Origin of the sequence: Marinomonas sp. MED121 (assembly GCF_000153025.1) — a bacterium.
Classification (GTDB): Bacteria; Pseudomonadota; Gammaproteobacteria; order Pseudomonadales; family Marinomonadaceae; genus Marinomonas.
This window is the reverse complement of the sequence record NZ_CH672431.1, coordinates 545,426-564,907: the sequence shown is the minus strand read 5'-3', so window position 1 is coordinate 564,907 and position 19,482 is coordinate 545,426. Positions and strand designations below refer to the sequence as shown.

The following is a 19,482-nucleotide window of genomic DNA, read 5'->3' as shown; positions in this document are numbered from 1 at the left end:
TGTTCTTTCGTGCGTTATCCCGTGATTCTGTGGATAACCGTATTACCGCCTTTGAGTGAGCTGATACCGCTCGCCGCAGCCGAACGACCGAGCGCAGCGAGTCAGTGAGCGAGGAAGCGGAAGAGCGCCCAATACGCAAACCGCCTCTCCCCGCGCGTTGGCCGATTCATTAATGCAGAGCTTGCATGCCTGCAGGTCGACTCTAGAGGATCGATCCCCCTGTGCTAGGATGGTCACCTAGATCAGGAAACAGCTATGACCCCAGTGTGCTGGAAAGGCCTTGAAGCGTGTTATTGCAAACTCTCATTTTACCGGTCGTGCCATTACCCCTGATTTTGTTAGGGAGTCGTTAAAAGATTTGTTGGCGCTACAAGATAAACTGGTCAATATCGATAATATTCAGCGTATTGTGGCGGAATATTACAAAATTAAGATTAGCGACTTATTGTCTAAAAGACGAAATCGCTCTATTGCTCGACCCAGACAAGTGGCCATGTCACTTGCTAAAGAATTGACTAACCATAGTTTGCCAGAGATTGGTGATGCTTTTGGTGGTCGCGATCATACTACTGCGCTTCATGCGATTCGTAAGATCAAAGAACTACAGGATACGGATTCGGATATTCGTGAAGACTATAAGCAACTTATGCGAATTTTGACGACCTAAGGTCGTGATTGATAACTACGAGGAAGATAATGAAATTTTCAGTTGTCCGCGAGACACTTCTAAAACCACTTCAACTTGTTGCTGGTGTGGTTGAGCGTAAACAAACTATGCCGGTATTGGCGAATGTTTTGTTGGAAGTTAAAGATAACGAATTAACCTTAACTGGCTCTGATTTAGAAGTGGAACTGGTCGGTCATATTCAATTAGATGAATGCCAAGAAGGCCGTATTACGGTACCTGCGCGTAAGCTGATGGATATCTGTAAAAGTTTACCTGACAGTGCTGTGATTGAACTATCAGTCGATGACACTCGTGCCATTATACGCTCTGGTCGCTCTCGTTTTACCCTTTCGACATTGCCTGCTGATGAATTTCCAAATATTCAAGACATGCAAGGTGATTTAAGTGTCGTCGTCGCGCAAAATAGTGTTCGACGTTTGATCGAAAGAACGGGTTTTGCAATGGCAAACCAGGACGTACGTTACTATTTAAACGGTATGTTGTTTGAAGTGGCTGATGGTCAACTGCGTGTTGTCTCCACTGATGGACACCGCTTAGCAACGGCAATTGAAGACGCACAAGTTTCTGGCGATCTAACACAAGTGATTGTCCCACGAAAAGGTGTGCTTGAACTTAACCGCTTGTTAAGCGACACAGATGAGACGGTAGAGCTTCAAATCGGTGCTAACCATATCCGTGCGAAAGTGGCTGATTACATTTTTACCTCTAAATTAGTTGAAGGTAAATTCCCTGATTACCATAGAGTAATTCCGCGCAATAACGATAAAATTGTGATTGCTGATCGTCTTGAATTACGTCAGGTTTTTCTTCGTGCTTCAATCCTATCGAATGAAAAATATCGTGGCGTTCGCTTAATTCTTACCAATGGTATGTTGCAAGTTTTTGCTAACAACCCTGAGCAAGAAGAGGCGGAAGAATCGGTATTAGTTCAATATCAAGGCGATGATTTAGAAGTTGGCTTTAACGTTAGCTATTTGCTTGATGTGCTAGGTGTGGTGAACAGTCAGGAAGTGAGAATTTCTTTGAACGATGCGACAGCCAGTGCGCTTGTTGAAGAAGCTGATAGCCATGCGGCTCAATATGTCGTTATGCCAATGCGTCTGTAATTGTTTATTTAGAGCCAAACTTTGCACCTTTTTAAAGTTTGGCTCTAGACGCTATTTTCACAAGGTAAATCAATATGCCCTTGCAACGCTTGGATATTTCCCAATTACGAAATCTATCCAAGGTTCAGTTTAAGCCATCTCCCCACGTCAATTTAATTTCTGGTGCTAATGGCAGTGGTAAAACTTCCATTTTAGAAGCAATCCACCTGCTCTCCCTTGGCCGTTCCTTTCGCAGTCATAAACATAAAACTTATATTCAAAAAGAAACTAGTGAATGTGTTATTTTTGCTTTGATTGAACCGGTTCAAACCACAGGTCTTGGCCTTAGTTCCCCCCAACCTATTGGTTTAAAGCGTCAGTTAGATGGTGTCTTAGATGCGCGTTTATCGGGTCAAAAAATACAGTCTTTAGTTGAGTTAACCCAGGCACTACCTATACAGCTAATTAACCCTGATGCTTTTCGTTTATTAGAGGGAACACCTAAGATTCGTCGTCAATTTTTGGACTGGGGTGTGTTTCATCATAGTCCAGGCTTTATAAATGCATGGCGGGGTTGGCAAAAAGCATTAAAACAGCGCAATTCCTTGCTTAGACGTGGTAAAATATCTGACAATTTATTGTTAGCATTTGATCAAGAGCTGATCCGATTAGGTTCTGAGGTAAATCAATATCGACATGATTACCTAGAAAGTTTAATTCCTGTCTTTAAACAGGTTTTATCTAGCTTAAACGCAACACTTGAAGTGAGTTTACAGTTATTCCAAGGTTGGGATGCACAAAAAACGCTGGCTCAATCTTTAGATGCTAGTCGTTCACGGGATATCGAGTCTGGTTACTCTAATACCGGACCTCAAAGAGCTGATTTAAGAGTCAAAACCCCAACCGGTGATGCTCTTGATGCCCTCTCCCGAGGACAACAAAAACTGGTGGTATCAGCGTTAAAAATTGCCCAAGGCAAGTTGCTGATTGAATCCGGACGCTCGTTAGTCTTCTTGGTGGATGATTTACCTGCCGAGTTAGACAAGGAACACAGAGACAAACTCTGTCAATTATTAGAAGCGTTAAATAGCCAAATTTTTATTACGAGTGTCGGCCCAGAGTTAATGGATTATAGCTGGTCTGAGACGATAGACGTTCGTCATTTTGAAATGAAAGCTGGCGAATTGTCCCATTATCCAAGTGATGTTTTGCAGGAGAGTTAAATGAGCGAAAATAATTACGATTCATCCAGTATCAAGGTGTTAAAAGGCCTTGATGCAGTACGTAAACGCCCTGGTATGTATATTGGCGATACGGATGACGGTACAGGCTTACATCACATGGTTTTTGAGGTGGTCGATAACTCAATTGATGAAGCATTGGCTGGCCATTGCGATACCATCAATGTGACCATTCACCCAGATGAATCTATTACTGTATCTGATAACGGACGTGGTATTCCGGTAGAAATGCACCCTGAAGAAAAGGTGTCTGCTGCAGAAGTTATCATGACAGTTTTACACGCAGGGGGTAAGTTTGATGACAACTCTTACAAGGTTTCTGGTGGTCTTCACGGTGTTGGTGTTTCGGTTGTAAACGCTTTATCTGAGAGCCTGACACTGACCATTCGTAAAGATGGTAAATTGTATGAGCAGCATTATTCCCATGGTGACCCATTAGCCCCTATTGCTGTTATTGGTGACGCTGAAGCAAATGGTACTCAGGTTCATTTCAAGCCTTCTGCTGATACTTTCAGTAATATTAAGTTTTACTATGACATCCTAGCAAAACGTCTACGTGAGCTTTCATTCTTGAACTCAGGCGTTGCAATTAACTTAAAAGATGAGCGTAGTGGCCAAGAAGAGTCATTCAATTATACCGGTGGCTTGCGTTCCTTTGTGGAGCACCTGAATACGAATAAAACCCCGATTAACCAAATTTTCCATTTCATTTGCCAGCGTGATGATTTAGATGATGGTATTGCTGTTGAAGTCGCTTTGCAGTGGAATGAAGGTTTCCAAGAAAACATTTATTGCTACACCAATAATATTCCTCAAAGGGATGGTGGCACTCACTTAGCGGGTTTTCGTGCAGCACTAACGCGTACTTTAAATGCTTTTATTGAGAAAGAAGGTTTAGGTAAAAAGACCAAGGTAGCGACTACGGGTGATGATTCTCGTGAAGGTTTGACTGCCATTGTCTCTGTGAAAGTGCCTGATCCTAAGTTCTCTTCTCAGACTAAAGATAAACTGGTTTCGTCTGAAGTGAAAACAGCGGTAGAGCAAGAGATGAGCCGCCGTTTGTCTGAGTATCTATTGGAATCTCCTGGCGAAGCTAAAATCATTGTTAATAAGATGATTGATGCTGCTCGTGCCCGTGAAGCCGCGCGTCGTGCTCGCGATCTAACCCGCCGCAAAGGTGCGTTAGATATTGCAGGCTTGCCGGGGAAACTCGCTGATTGCCAAGAGAAAGACCCAGCACTTTCTGAACTCTACCTAGTGGAGGGTGACTCTGCGGGTGGTTCTGCAAAACAAGGTCGTGATCGTCGTACACAAGCTATCTTGCCACTTAAAGGTAAGATCTTAAACGTTGAAAAAGCCCGTTTTGACAAGATGTTGTCATCTGCTGAAGTGGGAACACTGATAACCGCGCTAGGTTGTGGTATTGGTCGTGATGAGTTTAATGTTGAGAAATTACGTTATCACAGCATCGTTATCATGACCGATGCGGACGTGGATGGATCTCACATTCGTACCTTGCTGTTAACTTTCTTCTTCCGTCAAATGCCAGAAGTCATCGAGCGTGGTCATATTTATATTGCCCAGCCTCCTCTTTATAAAATTGCACGTGGTAAACAAGAGCAATACTTAAAAGATGAAGCGGCGTTAGAGCAACACTTGATTGAAGTGGCACTATCTGGCGCGCAAATGTTTGTTAATGATCAAGCACCTGGTATTCAAGGTGAAGCGCTTGCGAAAATCATGCATGACTATATTGAAATATCAGATGATATTGACCGTATGTCTCGTGTATATCCAACGGATGTGATGGGCAAACTTATGTATTGCACAGAGTTGACGTCAGATGATTTGAGCAACGAAGCTAAGGTCAATGCTTGGACTGATGAGCTGAAAGCTTTGATGCCACAAGACGTTCGTACCGGCTTCCGCTTTGAGTTTAAAGTAGATCATGATGATGAGCGTGACTTGTATCTACCTGCGGTAGAAATTATGTCTCACGGTGTGGCTAACCATTACCGTTTTGAGCAAACTTTCTTTGCTTCAGCTGAATACCGACGTATGGTTGCCATGTCTGATTTGATTAATGAGATCTTCACAGAAGAGTCATTTATTAAACGTGGAGAGCGTACTCAACATGTTGATACTGTTGAAGATATGAAAGCTTGGTTAATGAAAGAAGCATCACGTGGTATGGCAATACAGCGTTATAAAGGTCTAGGTGAGATGAACCCAGATCAGCTTTGGGAAACCACCATGGACCCAGATGCACGCCGTATGCTTCAAGTCTCGATTGATGATGCGATAGCAGCGGATCAAATGTTCACAACCCTAATGGGTGATGAAGTTGAGCCACGTCGTAACTTTATCCAAGACAATGCCCTATCGGTTGCTAACTTAGACGTCTAATGAAATTAGCGTCTTAAGCAATTTTAAAAAGCAGCCAATTGGCTGCTTTTTTATTGGCTAAAAGCCTTTGCCGTAGGCGTGTAATTCAATGGTTTCTTTAACCTTGATTAAGCAGGTTTCTAACATTTCAAGCTTTATGGATGCTAAAGCTAAACGAATGGCATGTGGGGTAAAACCTGTTGTCGCAAATGGTTCTGCCCCTGAGACTGAAATATTCTGGGCAAGTAAACTCGCAATAAGCTGGTCTGTTCTAAGTGCTTTAGGAAGAGATAACCATAAAAAATAGGAGTTTGGGTGACTGGTATAATCCATATCAAAAAACACGTTTCGCGCTATTTTTTGCCTTATATTTGCATCCTGACGTTTTTCACTTTCAAGTTGTTTTAAGGTGCCATCTTGGACCCATTTACACGTCAAACTAGTAATCAAACCTGCTGTATTCCAAGTTGTTGCTCGAATCACTCTGGTTAATAGTGGCAGCCATTTTAAAGGGGAAACAATAAACCCTACCCTTAAACCTGTGGCAATACTTTTTGAGAAACCTGAAATATAAAGCGTGATATCAGGGGCTAGCTGAGCAAGTGTCGCCGGTGGATTTTCCTCTAAAAAGCTATATGCCCCATCTTCAAATATGATGAGTTTGTATTTTCTTGCTATGTGAATAAGCTTTTGTCTTTGCTCTAAGCTCATAACCCAGCCTAAAGGGTTATGAAGTGTGGGCATACTATAAATGGCCTTCACCTGCCTATTCTGGCAAATTTGCTCTAGTACCTCGAGGTCGGTACCCTCTTTTGTGTAGGGAATAGCAATCAACGCTATACCTTGTACCTCAGCTAGTGCTTTAAACCCTGGATAAGTTAGAGCATCCACGGCAACAATATCCCCTGGCTTTAATAAAGAGAGAAGACTGACAGCCAGCCCATGCTGGGCACCATTTACCATTAATATTTGTTCTGTTTGAGTGTGTAAACCTTTCTCTATTAAGTCGTTTCTCACTATCTCCCTATCATAATGTCTTCCCGCATGGGGCTGATATTCTAATAATGACTCTAAGTCACCCGACATGCTCAATGCTCTTAAAGAATCTCGGAGTAATTTGGGTTGGTGAGCTAACAAAGGTGAATTAAAACTTAGGTCCTGCATCCCTTCTAACGTTTCAGCTTGATCTATGCCATGACCCAGAGGTATTTGGCTCTCTTTGACAAAGGTTCCACGGCCTACTTCGCTACTAATTAAGCCCATTTTTTCTAGTTCAGCGTACACCCTAGATGCCGTGACAAGCGCAATGCCTTTTTGAGTTGATAACTGCCTATGTGTGATGAGTTTATGCCCTGGGGGATACTCTCCTGAACGAATTTTATCTGCTAGCTGATCGACTATGACCTTATATTTAGGCACTCTCATCAAATTGTATCCATGACAATTATTTTATTGTCATGACTTTAGCGAATAGAATCCTTGCTAACAAGTTAACTGACAAAGGAGCAATGATTATGCATATCGCTATTCTTACATTTGACGGATTTAATGAGTTGGATTCTTTTATTGCACTGGGCATTTTAAATCGAATTAAAAAACCTGACTGGCACGTTTCAATTGCATCACCAAGTCAGCAGGTTAGATCGATGAATTGTGTTGTGATTGAAAGGCAAATAGACCTTATTGAGGCTTCTAACGCGGATGTAGTGCTGGTGGGCAGTGGTATGAAAACTCGTCAAATCGTGGAAGATAAAGGCATCATGTCTCAATTATCATTAGACCCAAGCAGACAGCTTATAGGGGCTCAGTGTTCTGGCGCCCTGATACTCGCTAAGTTAGGTTTATTACGAAATATCCCAGCTTGTACTGATCTCACTACTAAACCTTGGGTGCAAGAAGCTGGGGTTAAAGTATTAAACCAAGCATTTTATGCCAATCAAGGGATAGCGACAGCGGGTGGATGCCTTGCATCACAATATCTTGCAGCTTGGGTGATTGCTCGCTTAGAAGGTATAGAAGCAATGAAAAGTGCAATTGATTATGTTGCCCCAGTTGCAGAGAAAGGGCTTTTTGTTGATTTAACCTTGCAGCAAGTGAGCCCTTTTTTAGACGAATAACACTGCCTTTTATTAATTGTACAAAGAGAGCGGCATATTCATCGTCGCTCTCTTTGTGTCTTAAAACTTGCTTGAACTATAACTGTTTCTAACTGTATTGGTATAAGGTGGCTAACGTGAAGGCGGCTAAATCGGTATACACCTGAAAATGGCAGTCGATATCCTTATACTGGGTATCTCGCCCCTTTCCTGTTAGCACTAATGCCGCTTGGCAACCTCTGGCGTGGCCTGCTTCTAAATCTCGCTTAGAGTCGCCCACCATAATAGCGGGTGTTTCTTCAAAATTAACGCCTAGCTCTGCTTCAATTGACTCTATCATGCCTGCTTTAGGTTTACGGCAATCACACTCATCGTCTGGGCCATGTGGGCAATAGCGAATCCCACTAATACTGCCGCCCTCTGCTTCAACCAATTGTGTCATCTTATTATGCATGGCAGTTAAGGTATCAATATCATAATAGCCTCTGGCTATGCCGGATTGATTGGTCACAACAAAGACTTTAAAGCCTGCTTTAGATAAAGCCGCAATCGATTTAATGCTACCTGGAATAGGAATCCATTCATCTAGTGATTTTACATATTGATCTGAGTCTTGGTTAATGACCCCGTCTCGATCGAGCAAAATGATAGGTTTAACTTGTGTCATGTTTTCATCCAGGCGTTTAGATATAAGTAATTGCTTATTATAAGGATTTAACTTCAGGTTAATAACATTTGTTTGACATAACATCGGCTTTACTTTCTTTTGTAAAGGAAATGATAAATCCAAGCATAAGGTCTTAGAATCTTTTACAATGCTTGCCGGTAGACCATCAATTTTTTCTTTTTTAGTGCAAACTAATACTCGTCTTAATATTAGGTAGTCATGAATAATAAGTTAGGCTCATTTTTTATCATTATTTTACGCTGTTTAAGCGCTTTCCCTTTTACCTTGGTACAAGCCTTAGGGGCGTTTTTTGGCCGTACTTTTATCAAGCGTAATGCTCGAACTGTCAAAGCAATCGACCTTAATTTAAAACTCTGCTTCCCTAATAAAACCGATGAACAAAGGCTGTCTATTCGAAATGCTAGGCTAGAAAACATGGGGCAAACAGCCTTTGAAATGAGTCATGTCTGGACTAAGCCTAGGGCCCAAGTGCTCGACCTTTTAAAACCTGAACTGCATGATAATAGTGAATTTGAGCAAGCTGCTAAAGGTGATTCTGGGGTATTAGTGCTAGCGCCTCACCTAGGTCACTGGGAAATGATGAACTATTATTTGGCTCAATTTAAACCTTTAACCGCTATGTATCGCCCAGTTAAAAATGCCGAAAAATTAGACGCATTTATTCGCGATGCCCGTGAGCGTGCTGGTTCTCAACTCGTTCCCACTAACCGTAAAGGTGTGATGCAACTGATGAAAGCATTAAAAGGTGATGGTTTAGTGGGTATTTTGCCAGATCAAGTGCCTAAGGACGGCGGTGGTGTTTACGTGCCTTTTTATGGTCAACAGGCCTATAGCATGACGCTTACTTCACAACTGGTGAATAAGACAGGAGCAAAAGCCTTTATTGGTGCCGCGTTTCGGGTCAAAGGTGGCTATAAAGTGATTATGGAGCCGGTTGATGAAGGGTTTTATTCTGAGGATGTGGATGAGTCTGTGGCTGCTATGAATCGTTCTATAGAAAAGTTAGCTGAGCACGGCCTTGAGCAATATCAGTGGGAATATAAGCGTTTTAAAAAGCAACCTGATGGACAATCACTCTATCCAAGAGGCTAGCTTAGAATCTTGATAACTCTGCTTATTTTATAAGTCACTAAAAAAGGCGCTATTGAATGCGCCTTTTTTAGTGACTTAATTTAGTCATCAAATTGATTCGTTGTAAGGTTCCAAACCAAGTTGTACTCGCTAGGATTCGTCTATTAAATCTGCAAATTGAGCTCTACCACAAGCCTTAATGAGATCATCCGGTTTAAGGCCAATATCTAGGCCTCTCTTACCGCCACTAACGTAAATACTTACTAACGCTTTAGCGCTTTGGTCAACTGCGGTAACCAAGGCTTTCTTTTGTGCGATAGGACTAATACCACCGACTAGATAACCACTGCTTTTCTGGGCGTCATTAGGGTTTGCCATGACTAATTTTTTAACGCCAAAATGCGCGGCGGCTTTTTTTAAACTTAGTGTGTGAGTCACAGGAATAATACTCACAAATAAGTTTTTACCGTCACTGACTAGCAAGGTCTTAAAGACGGATTCAGGATCAAGGCCGAGCTTTTGTGCCGCTTCTAAACCAAACTGGGTGCATTGGCTGTCATGCTCATATTCGTGCACACTAAATGGAATCTTTTTCTTTTTTAATAAATTACATGCTGGCGTCATCTTGGCTTCCTATCGCTTAAACATGCTTATCTTTGCCAAAACATAGGTGTAAATAAAACCAACAGGGTAAAGACTTCTAATCGACCTAATAGCATGGAGAAACATAGCATCCATTTTGCCGGGTCACTGATAGAGCCAAAGTTTGCAGCCACTTCACCCAACCCCGGGCCTAAATTATTTAGGGTAGCGGCAACAGCAGACCACGCTGTGAGCTGATCTAAGCCTGTTGCCATTAAACCTATCATAAGTATTACGTAAACTAGTAAATAAGCTGAGAAGAAGCCCCATACTGCAGAGATAACTCTTTCATGGATTGCTTTCCCCCCTAGCTTAACTGGAATAATGGCATTGGGGTGTATCAAACGTTGTATCTCACGAAACCCTTGTTTAAGAATAAGTAAAATACGTATGACCTTCATGCCGCCACCAGTCGAGCTGGCACAACCGCCGGCAAAAGAAGTGACAATTAAAAGGAAAGGTAAGGTGTTTGGCCAAGTGGAGAAGTCTTCAGTCCCAAACCCTGTTGTGGTCGCGATAGAGATACTTTCAAACATGGCATATCTAAACGATGAAGACCAATCGTAACTAGAGGTCATGGCCAATACTAAGGTGGTGATGGTGATGGTGCAAAGCAGAATAAAGCCAAAAAACTTTACTTCAGAATCTTTAAAGTAATGCATGATGGAGCGGCTACGCCAAGCATAGAAGTGTAAGCCAAAGTTCAAAGCCGAAATGATCATAAAGATAACGGTAATGGCTTCAATCATAGGACTATCAAAATACCCTATGCTGGCATCATGAGTGGAGAAGCCACCAATAGCCACAGTGGAAAAGCTATGGCAAATCGCATCAAACAAACTCATGCCTGCCGCCCAAAAACCTAACGCACAAGCTATGGTGAGTGAGGCATAAATATACCAAAGGGCTTTTGCTGTTTCGGCGATTCTAGGTGTGAGTTTGGAATCTTTAACTGGACCCGGTGTTTCTGCACGATAAAGCTGCATACCACCGACACCTAGCATAGGCATGATAGCAACGGCCAATACAATGATACCCATGCCGCCTAACCATTGTAGTTGTTGACGGTAAAACAATAAGGCGTGAGGCATATCATCTATGCCAGTTAGTATGGTTGCCCCTGTGGTTGTTAACCCTGAAATGGATTCGAATAAAGCATCGGTGAATGAGAGTGCTTGTGAGTCAACCAACATGAAAGGCACAGCACCGAAGAGTCCAAGTACAGACCAGAATAAGACAGTGATAATAAAGCCATCTCTAATTCTAAGCTCTTTGCGGTTTCCTTTGAAAGGAAGCCACATACTAAAGCCGCCAATCAGGTTGATTAGTAAAGCGTACAAAAATGCGTGGGTGTCGCCATCTTGATAAATAATAGAAACAATTAAGGGTGGTATTAAGGTTAAGCTAAAAACCATAACCAAAATGCCAATGACGCGAAATATAACCTTAATGTGCATTTGCTTTCCTAATATAGGTGCTTGTTTCTGTCTGTCGGATAAGAAATAAGCCGTTGTTTTTCTTTCGTTAAATGCCTGAAATCATATGTCTTCGTAGGATTAGAAAAAGGTGAGTCCTACTTGGAATAATTGCTCAACGGCAGGAATTTGTTTTTTGTTGGAAACAAAGATAATCACATGGTCTTCCGCTTGAATCATAAGATCACCCGATGCGATCAATACGTCCTCTTCACGGACAACGGCTCCTATTGTCGCCCCTTCTGGTAGGTTGATATTGGCAATGGTACGACCAACGACTTTTGAGGATTTATAATCACCATGGGCAACCGCTTCTAGTGCCTCAGCAGCGCCTTTTCTGAGTGAGTGAACATTTACCACATCACCGCGTCGAATAAAGGAAAGTAAGGTACTAATCGTCATATGTTGTGGGGAAATAACAATATCAATCATGTCATCTTGCACTATATCAACATAGGCTGGATTGTTGATAATAGTCATCACGGTTCTTACACCTAAGCGCTTCGCCAACATGGATGACATGATATTAGCTTCATCATTATTCGTAAGCGCACAGAACACATCGGTTGATTCAATATTCTCTTCTAGAAGCAGCTCTTGTTTAGAAGCATCACCATGCAAGACGATGGTGTTATTCAGGTTTTCGGATAAGTAGCGACACCTAGGCAAACCTCGCTCAACAATTTTTACTCGGTATTCGTCTTCAAGACTTTGTGCTAAACGCTCACCGATATTACCTCCCCCCGCAATCATGATACGACGATAAGGGTTATCTAGGCGTCTTAACTCACTCATGACATCCAGCACATCCCGTTGAGCGGTCAAAAAGAAGACTTCATCATTGGCTCTAATATGCGTTGTGCCTGCTGGCTGGATAGATTGACCATCACGATAAATCGCAGCAATACGGGTTTGAATCGATGGCATATGCTCTTTTAAGAAGCTGATGGGCTGGTCTATTAAGGGGCCGCCTACTTCCGCTCTCACCACGACAAGTTGTACTTTACCCTCAGCAAATTCCATTACCTGTAATGCACCTGGATATTGAATCAGGCGCTTGATGTGTCGAGTGACCTCTTTCTCGGGACTAATACGAACATCAATGGGCAAACCGTTATAGCCATAGATTTCTGGTCGGCTGGCATAAGCGTTGGATCTAACCCGACCAATCTTAGTCGGTGTTTTAAATAGGGTTTCTGCTATCTGGCAGGCGACCATATTGATTTCATCTTGGTTGGTCACGGCAATAAGCATATCGGCATCATCGCCACCTGCTCTTTCTAACACATCAGGGTGAGAGGCACTGCCTTCTACCGTTTGTATATCTAGCCTATCTTGTAATTCACGTAGACGCTTGTCGTCCATATCAACAACGGTTATGTCGTTGTCTTCATTTGCCAAGTTTTCTGCGAGTGTCGCGCCAACTTGGCCTGCGCCTAATATGATGATTTTCATGAATTATCCTAAGCCTGGTTCAGAGTTATGTACTGGACCAATGACATACACCCCATTTGAAAAATAAAAGTCGGCTTAATTTTAAACAAGTCGAGCTAATTAATTAATGCTAATAGCAAAATAAACTGGATTAAATTTACCCAGACTGACAAATACTCATTATCAAATAACAATAGATGAGGAAATGTTTTAACAGAAGAATAATACGCTGGATGACACAGAAATATTCTGGCCAAGAGTTTATCTAAGGAGAAATTAATTCTCATTAGAAATGTTTTTTCATAAAGATAGACTAAGCAAATTAAGACAATGAGTTAGCTCAAAAGAGAAAAACTGAAGAGGTCAATGAAACAGATATAAAAAGGTTTTACAAAGACTGGATAAAGAGGAAGGGGTGATCTCCCCTCCCACGTTTTGATATGAGCTTATGACTTACCCATTTTTTCAATCAGACAATAATAAAAGCCGTCATGGCTATTCTTGTTTGGTAATAACTGAATGCCATGGCTGACTTTTTTGCCCCAAGGGACAGTTAAATTAATTTCTTTAGCATCCTCCGTCGTGCTTAAAAACTCAGCCATTTGATGCTCATTTTCTTCTGGCATGACAGAACAAGTTGCATATAAAAGTTTACCGCCAGGCTTTAAGGCTAACCAAATATTGTTAACTAGTTGTTTTTGTATCTCAACTAACTCAACAATGTCGGCTGGCTTACGGTTAATTTTTATATCGGGATTACGACGGATAACACCTGTCGCAGAGCAAGGCACATCTAATAAAATTTTATCGAATGGTGTCTTATCCCACCAGGCATCGAGATCACCAGAATCAGCGCAAATGAGTTCTGCATTAAACTCAAGCCTTTCTAAGTTCTCTTCTATTTTAGCCAGACGCCATGATTCTAATTCAACCGCAGTAAGATGAATGTCTGCGCTTTCTAATAAATGGCCTGTTTTGCCTCCTGGAGCAGCACAGGCATCGAGGACTTTATCCCCTTCTTTTGGCGCTAAGATTGAGGCACTTAACTGAGCTGCTTCATCCTGCACACTCATGTCACCATCAAAAAATCCGGGTAGTGACTGTACTGATACGGCGTTTTTCAAATAGATAGCTGACTCAGAAAATTCACCCTTCTCATTTTCTATACCCAGTTGAGATAATTTTTCCATTTGTGTTTCACGTGAAACACGAGATAAATTAACTCTTAGGCACATGGGTGGACGTGCATTATTTGCTTCAACAATATGTTCAAACTCATTTGCCCAATGTTTATTAAAACGTTTTAAAAGCCACTTAGGATGGGCATGAGCAACAGAAGGCATCGCTTTCAGGATGGCTTTAATATCATCCGCTTCTCTTAAATAGCGCCTTAAAATGGCGTTAACTAATTTACCTGCCCATGGCTTGCCAATCAGTTTAGCGCTTTCTACTGCTTCATTAACGGCTGCGTGTTCAGGAGTATCCATATAATCTATCTGGTACAAGGCAACTAATATGGCAGCATACACATCGTAATCCTTTTCTTGGAAAGGCTTGTCTAGCATGTGTAAAGCAAAGCTATTTAATTTTGGATAATGTCGACTTACACCAAAACAAATCTCTTTCAATTGAGGTATATGCTCAGGTTTAACATCGGCTTGTTTGCGTGATAATTGAGTACTCAATGATCCCTTGTTGAGAAGGATGCTTTCGAGTATTCGAATGGCAACGAGTCTCACGTTACTAAATTTTTGATTCATGATTTTCACTTACAGATTATTCACTTAGCTTAAAAGTCGCTCTAGATAAGTTAGCAAATTACTCAGGCTAGCTTTATCCAGAGCAGACAAAAATTTAAGCGCTTATTTGATTACCGACTGTGAAAGCTGTCTTGAACTTTCCGTTAAGTGCATCTCGAATCGCAAGTTGTTTGCCCCCTGGGAACTGCACCTTATGTAATGCAATTGAGCCCTCTTTGGCGGCAACAATCACAGTATCTTTATTGATTTCTATCACTGTACCTGGCTCAAAAGAGCTTGCCTCTAAACTATGAAGGCTTGCTTGATGTATCTTGATATTGCCCTTTTCTGTTTCAAGGTAACTACCAGGCCAAGGTGATAAACCTCTAATTTTACGTGCTAGATCCGCGGCTGGTGTATGCCAGTCAATCAAGCCTTCTTGCTTAGTTAACTTGCTTGCATAATTCGCTAAAGCGTCATCTTGCTTCTCAGCTTGATGTTTCCCTTCTTTAATTTGCTCAAGGGTTTTTACTAAAAGCGCGCCCCCTAAAGGCGCTAACCTATCGTGTAGATTTGCTGATGTGTCTTCATCAAGAATGTCGCAGCTTACTTTGCTAAGCATATCACCTGTATCTAAACCCACATCCATCTGCATTATTGTGATGCCTGTTTCTTTATCCCCTTCAATAAGGGATCTATGAATCGGTGCAGCTCCACGCCATCTCGGTAACAAAGAGGCATGCACATTGATACAACCCAGTTTAGGTATATCCAATACAGACTTAGGAAGGATCAAACCATAGGCCGCTACAACCATGATATCCGCATCAAGGTTAGCGAGTACTTGCCTATCTTCTTCGAGTTTAAAATTAAGCGGTTGGTAAACAGGGATCTCATGTTCTAAAGCCAGTTGTTTAACGGGACTAGCCACTAATTTTTGCCCTCTTCCTGCTGGTCTATCAGGTTGACTATAAACGGCAATGACCTCATGGTTTTCATCATTGGATGACTCTATCAAGGCTTTTAAGCTAGCTGCTGCAAACTCAGGAGTGCCCGCGAATACTATTTTTAATGGTGATTTAGTTTGAGGCATATTTTCACTCTTTCAATAAAAATCAGGCCGGAGCCTGATTTAGAAATGGGTTACTACACAAGTGTGTTATTGAGACACATTAAGCTCGCATACGTTTTTGATTCTTCACTAGCTTAGTTTTAATGCGGTTACGCTTAAGTGGAGACAGATAGTCCACCATAAGTTTTCCGTCTAGGTGATCAATTTCGTGTTGGACACAAACCGCTAATAAGCCTGCAACCTTTTTCTCAAACTCGTTACCGTTTCTATCAAGTGCAATTACTTTGACTCGAGCAGCACGATAAATGTGTTCGTAGAAACCGGGTACTGATAAGCAACCTTCTTGTTCTTCATTAGCCGCGTCATCCAAAACTTCAAATCTTGGATTGATGAAGACCATAGGGTCATTTTTTTCTTCAGAGAAATCCATCACCACAAGACGTTGGTGAAAATCAACTTGTGTAGCAGCTAGGCCTAAACCGTTTTGATCGTACATTGTCTCAAGCATGTCATCTATTTTGACTTGCAAGGCGTCGTTAAAATCAGTCACAGGCTTGGCTACAGTTCGTAGACGTGGATCAGGATATTCAAGAACAGGTAGAACAGCCATTTTTAATTACCGTATTAAATTAATGTATTAAATTAGTTTCAATTTCTATGGATCGAATCTCAGGGTCTAGTATTTAGTTAGTGAGATTTGATCTATAGAAGTTAGATCAAAATATATTCTTATTATTGTACCGCAAGTGAATTAATAGAGTAGTGTTTTAACCTCGATATATAATAATTATTGATCAATATACCCATGATTTCTTCTGTTTTTTAGCAGGGAATAGACGCAAGGAATGCGCTAAATGGAAAACTTGGAAGAGCAAAGTCTGCCAACAATCTCCTGTCTTTCAAAACAGGACTGGCTGACATTAAGTTTTATTAAGGGAGTTGGGCCTGCTAGGCTCGACAGATTATTTACCTATATTCACTCCTTGGAAACAAGCCAACCTAAAATTGAGGCATCTAAGCTAAAAGAGACAATTAACTTAGAGCTACTTCTCAGACTAAAGTGGCCATTGGCAACAGCGCAAGAAGCCATAAGTTACCTACAAGATGGCCGAGTCTGTGACAGACTCTCTGAGCAACTATCAAGCACGCAAACTTGGCTTGATGTAAGTCCGCAGCATCATTTATTAATGCGAACTGAGCGTCAGTATCCAGATGAGCTTAGGCAGATTGATGTCGCCCCTATTTTTCTCTATGTAACAGGCAATCTAAAAGCATTAGAGACGAAAAAGCTGGCTATGGTAGGTGCAAGAAAGGCCTCACAATATGGGTTAGAGACAGCCTATAAACTAGCTCAACAAATAGGTTCTTTGGGTATAGGTTTGGTTAGTGGTGGTGCAATTGGTATTGATAGCGCTGCTCATCAAGGTGCTTTAGCTGCAGCCGGTAGCACTATTGTGGTCATGGGCAGTGGATTATTGCACCCCTACCCTAAAAGCAATCAGGCTTTATTTAATCGCATCTTAGAAACAAATAGTGGCTGCTTGATGAGTGAGTACCCATTACATACAAAAGTACAGGCGAGGTTATTTCCTGCCAGAAATCGTATTATCAGTGGACTTAGTTTGGGGGTCATAGTTGTTGAAGCTGGGTTTAAGAGCGGGTCTTTAATCAGTGCCAATTATGCCTTGCAGCATAACCGTGATGTTTTTGCTGTGCCTGGACGAATAACGGATAAATCGAGTGACGCCTGTTTGGATCTGATTAAACAAGGTGCCAAGCTAATTACTCAGGTTGAGGATGTTATTAATGAGTTCTCGCAATTGGAGATTATGTCTAAACTGAGTCCCCTCATCCCACATGATCTCAAAATGAAGAAGAAAATTAATGTGTACCCAAGGCTTCAAGAAGCTCAAAACAATGATGTTTCACGTGAAACACAAGTTGAAATACAAAAAATTCCAATGCTATACGATCCAAATAATATGTCTGAAAGCGCAATAATGGTATTGAACAGAATAGATGAAATGTTATTAGAACCTGATGGAAAAAATGAATTTGAACTAAATCAACTAGTAAGCATGACTGGGCTAGCGATTGATGAGGTAATGCAAACTTGTATGCAGTTAGAGCTAGAGGAATTAATTGACCCGCTTATGACAGGCTATGCAAGGCGACTGGAAAACAAGTCTAAATAAGCTTTTGAAAGTAGAGCATATTAGTTAGTGGAAGCTCGAACCAGTAAAAGGAATGTTCGTTCTAGCCGCTAGCCCCAACATTCCTTTTTTCTTTATGGCTTAAATCTTCATGCCTAGCTCGTTCCCCAATGCCTGTCTATAAAGTTGAGAATGAAACGGTATGTTTAATGGTTGCCAAAAATATCATTTTTAAGCTGCTTAATATCGCGGCGTTCTTTTTTGTTGGGTTTATGATCTGCCATAATTCGCCCTCCTAAAGACTTATGTTCTAGTGCTCGGCGCTCACGCTTTTCAATTGATTCTTCGGTTTCTTCGTATAAGAGTCTTGCTTCAGGTGCGCCACGACGTTGTTCACTGATTGCTTTGATGATGAGTGTTTTTTCATCCCAACCTAAACGTAATGTAACCTTTGCTCCGACTTCGACATTACGACTCGCTTTACCTTTTGCCCCATTGTAAGAAACCTTGCCGCCATCAATTGCATCCTTACAAATAGAGCGTGTTTTATAGAAACGTGCGGCCCAAAGCCATTTATCTAATCGAACTGCTTGTGATTTTGGTTGTTTTTCTGGTTTACTCATACAAAGATTATTCACTTTAAATTGGTTGATAACAGCTGAATTAAAATGGCTGTTTGATGTCTAGCTAAGACTAGATAATCTATTTTATGCCCAGCGTATAGGATTAGTACTTTATTTAATCCTAACGCTTTTAATGTGAGAGATACTTGAGGCCATTATGCAGGATGTGATTAATCACCCTTTTTATCAAGCGTTACAAGAAATTATACATGATGCAGCGGATGCTATTATGGAAATCTATCAGCGCTCTGATTTTAGTATCGAACAAAAATCGGATGATAGTCCTGTGACGGCGGCCGACTTAGCTGCGCATCATATTATTCTTGCAGGATTAAATAAACTGACCCCTAACATTCCTGTCTTATCTGAAGAGAATGTCATTCCTTATGAAGAACGTAAAGACTGGCCTTTATTATGGGTAGTGGACCCACTTGATGGCACCAAAGAGTTTATTAAGCGTAATGGTGAGTTCAGTATCAATATTGCCTTGGTAGAAAACCATAAAAGTATTTTAGGTATGGTGTATTTACCTGTGACCAAAGAAGGTTATTTTGGGGTGACAGGCGACTGGCAAAATATGAAAAAAGCGGCGGTAAAATGGACCCAAGATGGCACTGAGTTACTGCAAATACGAGAGCCTAAAACACCGCTTATTGCGATGACAAGCCGCAGCCATGGACCAAATCTCCCTGAATCATTAAGAAAGATATTATTAGAAGACTTTGACCATATTGAAGAAATTGCTAAAGGCAGCTCCATCAAGGCATGTCGCATTGCTGAAGGAGAAGCTGATCTGCACCTACGTAGAGGGCCGACTTGTGAATGGGATACTGCGGCATCCCAAGCAGTAGTAGAAGCTGCTGGCGGGGTTCTGATGAGCTTTAACGGGGAACCTTTTAGATACAACGCAAGAGAGTCTTTGTTAAATGGCCACTTTTTAGTTACTGGCTCACAGCTCATGCCTATCATCTTAAACTGGTATCTTGAACAAGATTTATCTGAAGACTAATTGCCTTAAGTAATAGATTAAAGGCCGTTACAATCACGGCCTTTAATCTTTGTATTTAAATTTTTGATAGTTAGTCTTGAT

At 41.4% G+C, this 19,482-nt stretch carries 16 protein-coding genes and 1 pseudogene; 8 read left to right on the top strand and 9 right to left on the bottom strand.

Annotation, left to right across the window (positions count from 1 at the left end; translation table 11 throughout):
* Nucleotides 1-271: 271 nt before the first annotated feature.
* From MED121_RS14145 to gyrB, 4 genes and pseudogenes are all read left to right on the top strand, one after another.
* Nucleotides 272-667: pseudogene (locus MED121_RS14145) on the top strand (helix-turn-helix domain-containing protein); the annotation flags it as partial.
* A gap of 29 nt (nucleotides 668-696) precedes the next feature.
* Entirely contained in the window at nucleotides 697-1,794 is a 1,098-nt protein-coding gene (gene dnaN / locus MED121_RS14140) for a DNA polymerase III subunit beta (RefSeq protein ID WP_009834399.1), read from the top strand.
* A 74-nt stretch (nucleotides 1,795-1,868) separates the two neighbouring features.
* Nucleotides 1,869-2,996, top strand: coding sequence for a DNA replication/repair protein RecF (recF, locus tag MED121_RS14135; RefSeq protein WP_009834398.1), 1,128 nt, complete (start codon nucleotides 1,869-1,871; stop codon nucleotides 2,994-2,996).
* A complete protein-coding gene (gene gyrB, locus MED121_RS14130; protein WP_009834397.1) occupies nucleotides 2,997-5,420 on the top strand; it encodes a DNA topoisomerase (ATP-hydrolyzing) subunit B in 2,424 nt (807 codons plus the stop codon).
* 57 nt (nucleotides 5,421-5,477) lie between these two features.
* On the opposite strand, the gene MED121_RS14125 is transcribed toward gyrB, so the two are convergent.
* On the bottom strand, nucleotides 5,478-6,824 hold the full coding sequence (locus MED121_RS14125) for a PLP-dependent aminotransferase family protein (RefSeq protein WP_009834396.1): 1,347 nt from the start codon (nucleotides 6,822-6,824) through the stop codon (nucleotides 5,478-5,480).
* Nucleotides 6,825-6,913: 89 nt separating this feature from the next.
* Between MED121_RS14125 and MED121_RS14120 the strand changes: the two genes are divergently transcribed.
* Nucleotides 6,914-7,516 (top strand): DJ-1/PfpI family protein, encoded by a 603-nt coding sequence (locus MED121_RS14120; protein WP_036180523.1) that lies wholly within the window; start codon nucleotides 6,914-6,916, stop codon nucleotides 7,514-7,516.
* An 88-nt stretch (nucleotides 7,517-7,604) separates the two neighbouring features.
* On the opposite strand, the gene gmhB is transcribed toward MED121_RS14120, so the two are convergent.
* Nucleotides 7,605-8,162: a D-glycero-beta-D-manno-heptose 1,7-bisphosphate 7-phosphatase gene (gmhB, locus tag MED121_RS14115; RefSeq protein ID WP_036180810.1), complete on the bottom strand. Its 558-nt coding sequence runs from the start codon at nucleotides 8,160-8,162 to the stop codon at nucleotides 7,605-7,607.
* A gap of 219 nt (nucleotides 8,163-8,381) precedes the next feature.
* On the opposite strand from gmhB, the gene MED121_RS14110 reads away from it, so the two are divergent.
* A complete protein-coding gene (locus MED121_RS14110) occupies nucleotides 8,382-9,275 on the top strand; it encodes a lysophospholipid acyltransferase family protein (protein ID WP_009834393.1) in 894 nt (297 codons plus the stop codon).
* Nucleotides 9,276-9,404: 129 nt separating this feature from the next.
* Here MED121_RS14110 and ybaK read toward each other — a convergent pair whose 3' ends face one another.
* The 6 genes from ybaK to def form a co-directional block, all read right to left on the bottom strand.
* Nucleotides 9,405-9,878, bottom strand: coding sequence for a Cys-tRNA(Pro) deacylase (ybaK, locus tag MED121_RS14105; protein WP_009834392.1), 474 nt, complete (start codon nucleotides 9,876-9,878; stop codon nucleotides 9,405-9,407).
* 26 nt (nucleotides 9,879-9,904) lie between these two features.
* Nucleotides 9,905-11,353 carry a TrkH family potassium uptake protein gene (locus tag MED121_RS14100; RefSeq protein WP_009834391.1) on the bottom strand — a complete coding sequence of 483 codons (1,449 nt, stop codon included), beginning with the start codon at nucleotides 11,351-11,353 and terminating at the stop codon, nucleotides 9,905-9,907.
* A gap of 99 nt (nucleotides 11,354-11,452) precedes the next feature.
* Complete coding sequence (gene trkA, locus MED121_RS14095) at nucleotides 11,453-12,826, bottom strand: Trk system potassium transporter TrkA (protein ID WP_009834390.1); 1,374 nt, start codon at nucleotides 12,824-12,826, stop codon at nucleotides 11,453-11,455.
* Between the two features lie 425 nt (nucleotides 12,827-13,251).
* On the bottom strand, nucleotides 13,252-14,565 hold the full coding sequence (gene rsmB, locus MED121_RS14090) for a 16S rRNA (cytosine(967)-C(5))-methyltransferase RsmB (protein ID WP_036180520.1): 1,314 nt from the start codon (nucleotides 14,563-14,565) through the stop codon (nucleotides 13,252-13,254).
* A 94-nt stretch (nucleotides 14,566-14,659) separates the two neighbouring features.
* Nucleotides 14,660-15,637, bottom strand: coding sequence for a methionyl-tRNA formyltransferase (gene fmt, locus MED121_RS14085; RefSeq protein ID WP_009834388.1), 978 nt, complete (start codon nucleotides 15,635-15,637; stop codon nucleotides 14,660-14,662).
* Nucleotides 15,638-15,716: 79 nt separating this feature from the next.
* Nucleotides 15,717-16,226 (bottom strand): peptide deformylase, encoded by a 510-nt coding sequence (def, locus tag MED121_RS14080; RefSeq protein WP_009834387.1) that lies wholly within the window; start codon nucleotides 16,224-16,226, stop codon nucleotides 15,717-15,719.
* Between the two features lie 244 nt (nucleotides 16,227-16,470).
* Between def and dprA the strand changes: the two genes are divergently transcribed.
* Nucleotides 16,471-17,811 carry a DNA-processing protein DprA gene (dprA, locus tag MED121_RS14075; RefSeq protein ID WP_009834386.1) on the top strand — a complete coding sequence of 447 codons (1,341 nt, stop codon included), beginning with the start codon at nucleotides 16,471-16,473 and terminating at the stop codon, nucleotides 17,809-17,811.
* A gap of 164 nt (nucleotides 17,812-17,975) precedes the next feature.
* Here the strand turns inward: dprA and hslR are convergent, their stop codons facing one another.
* A complete protein-coding gene (gene hslR, locus MED121_RS14070; RefSeq protein WP_009834385.1) occupies nucleotides 17,976-18,392 on the bottom strand; it encodes a ribosome-associated heat shock protein Hsp15 in 417 nt (138 codons plus the stop codon).
* Between the two features lie 157 nt (nucleotides 18,393-18,549).
* Here hslR and cysQ point away from each other — a divergent pair, with 157 nt between their 5' ends.
* Nucleotides 18,550-19,401: a 3'(2'),5'-bisphosphate nucleotidase CysQ gene (cysQ, locus tag MED121_RS14065; protein WP_009834384.1), complete on the top strand. Its 852-nt coding sequence runs from the start codon at nucleotides 18,550-18,552 to the stop codon at nucleotides 19,399-19,401.
* Nucleotides 19,402-19,482: the final 81 nt, after the last annotated feature.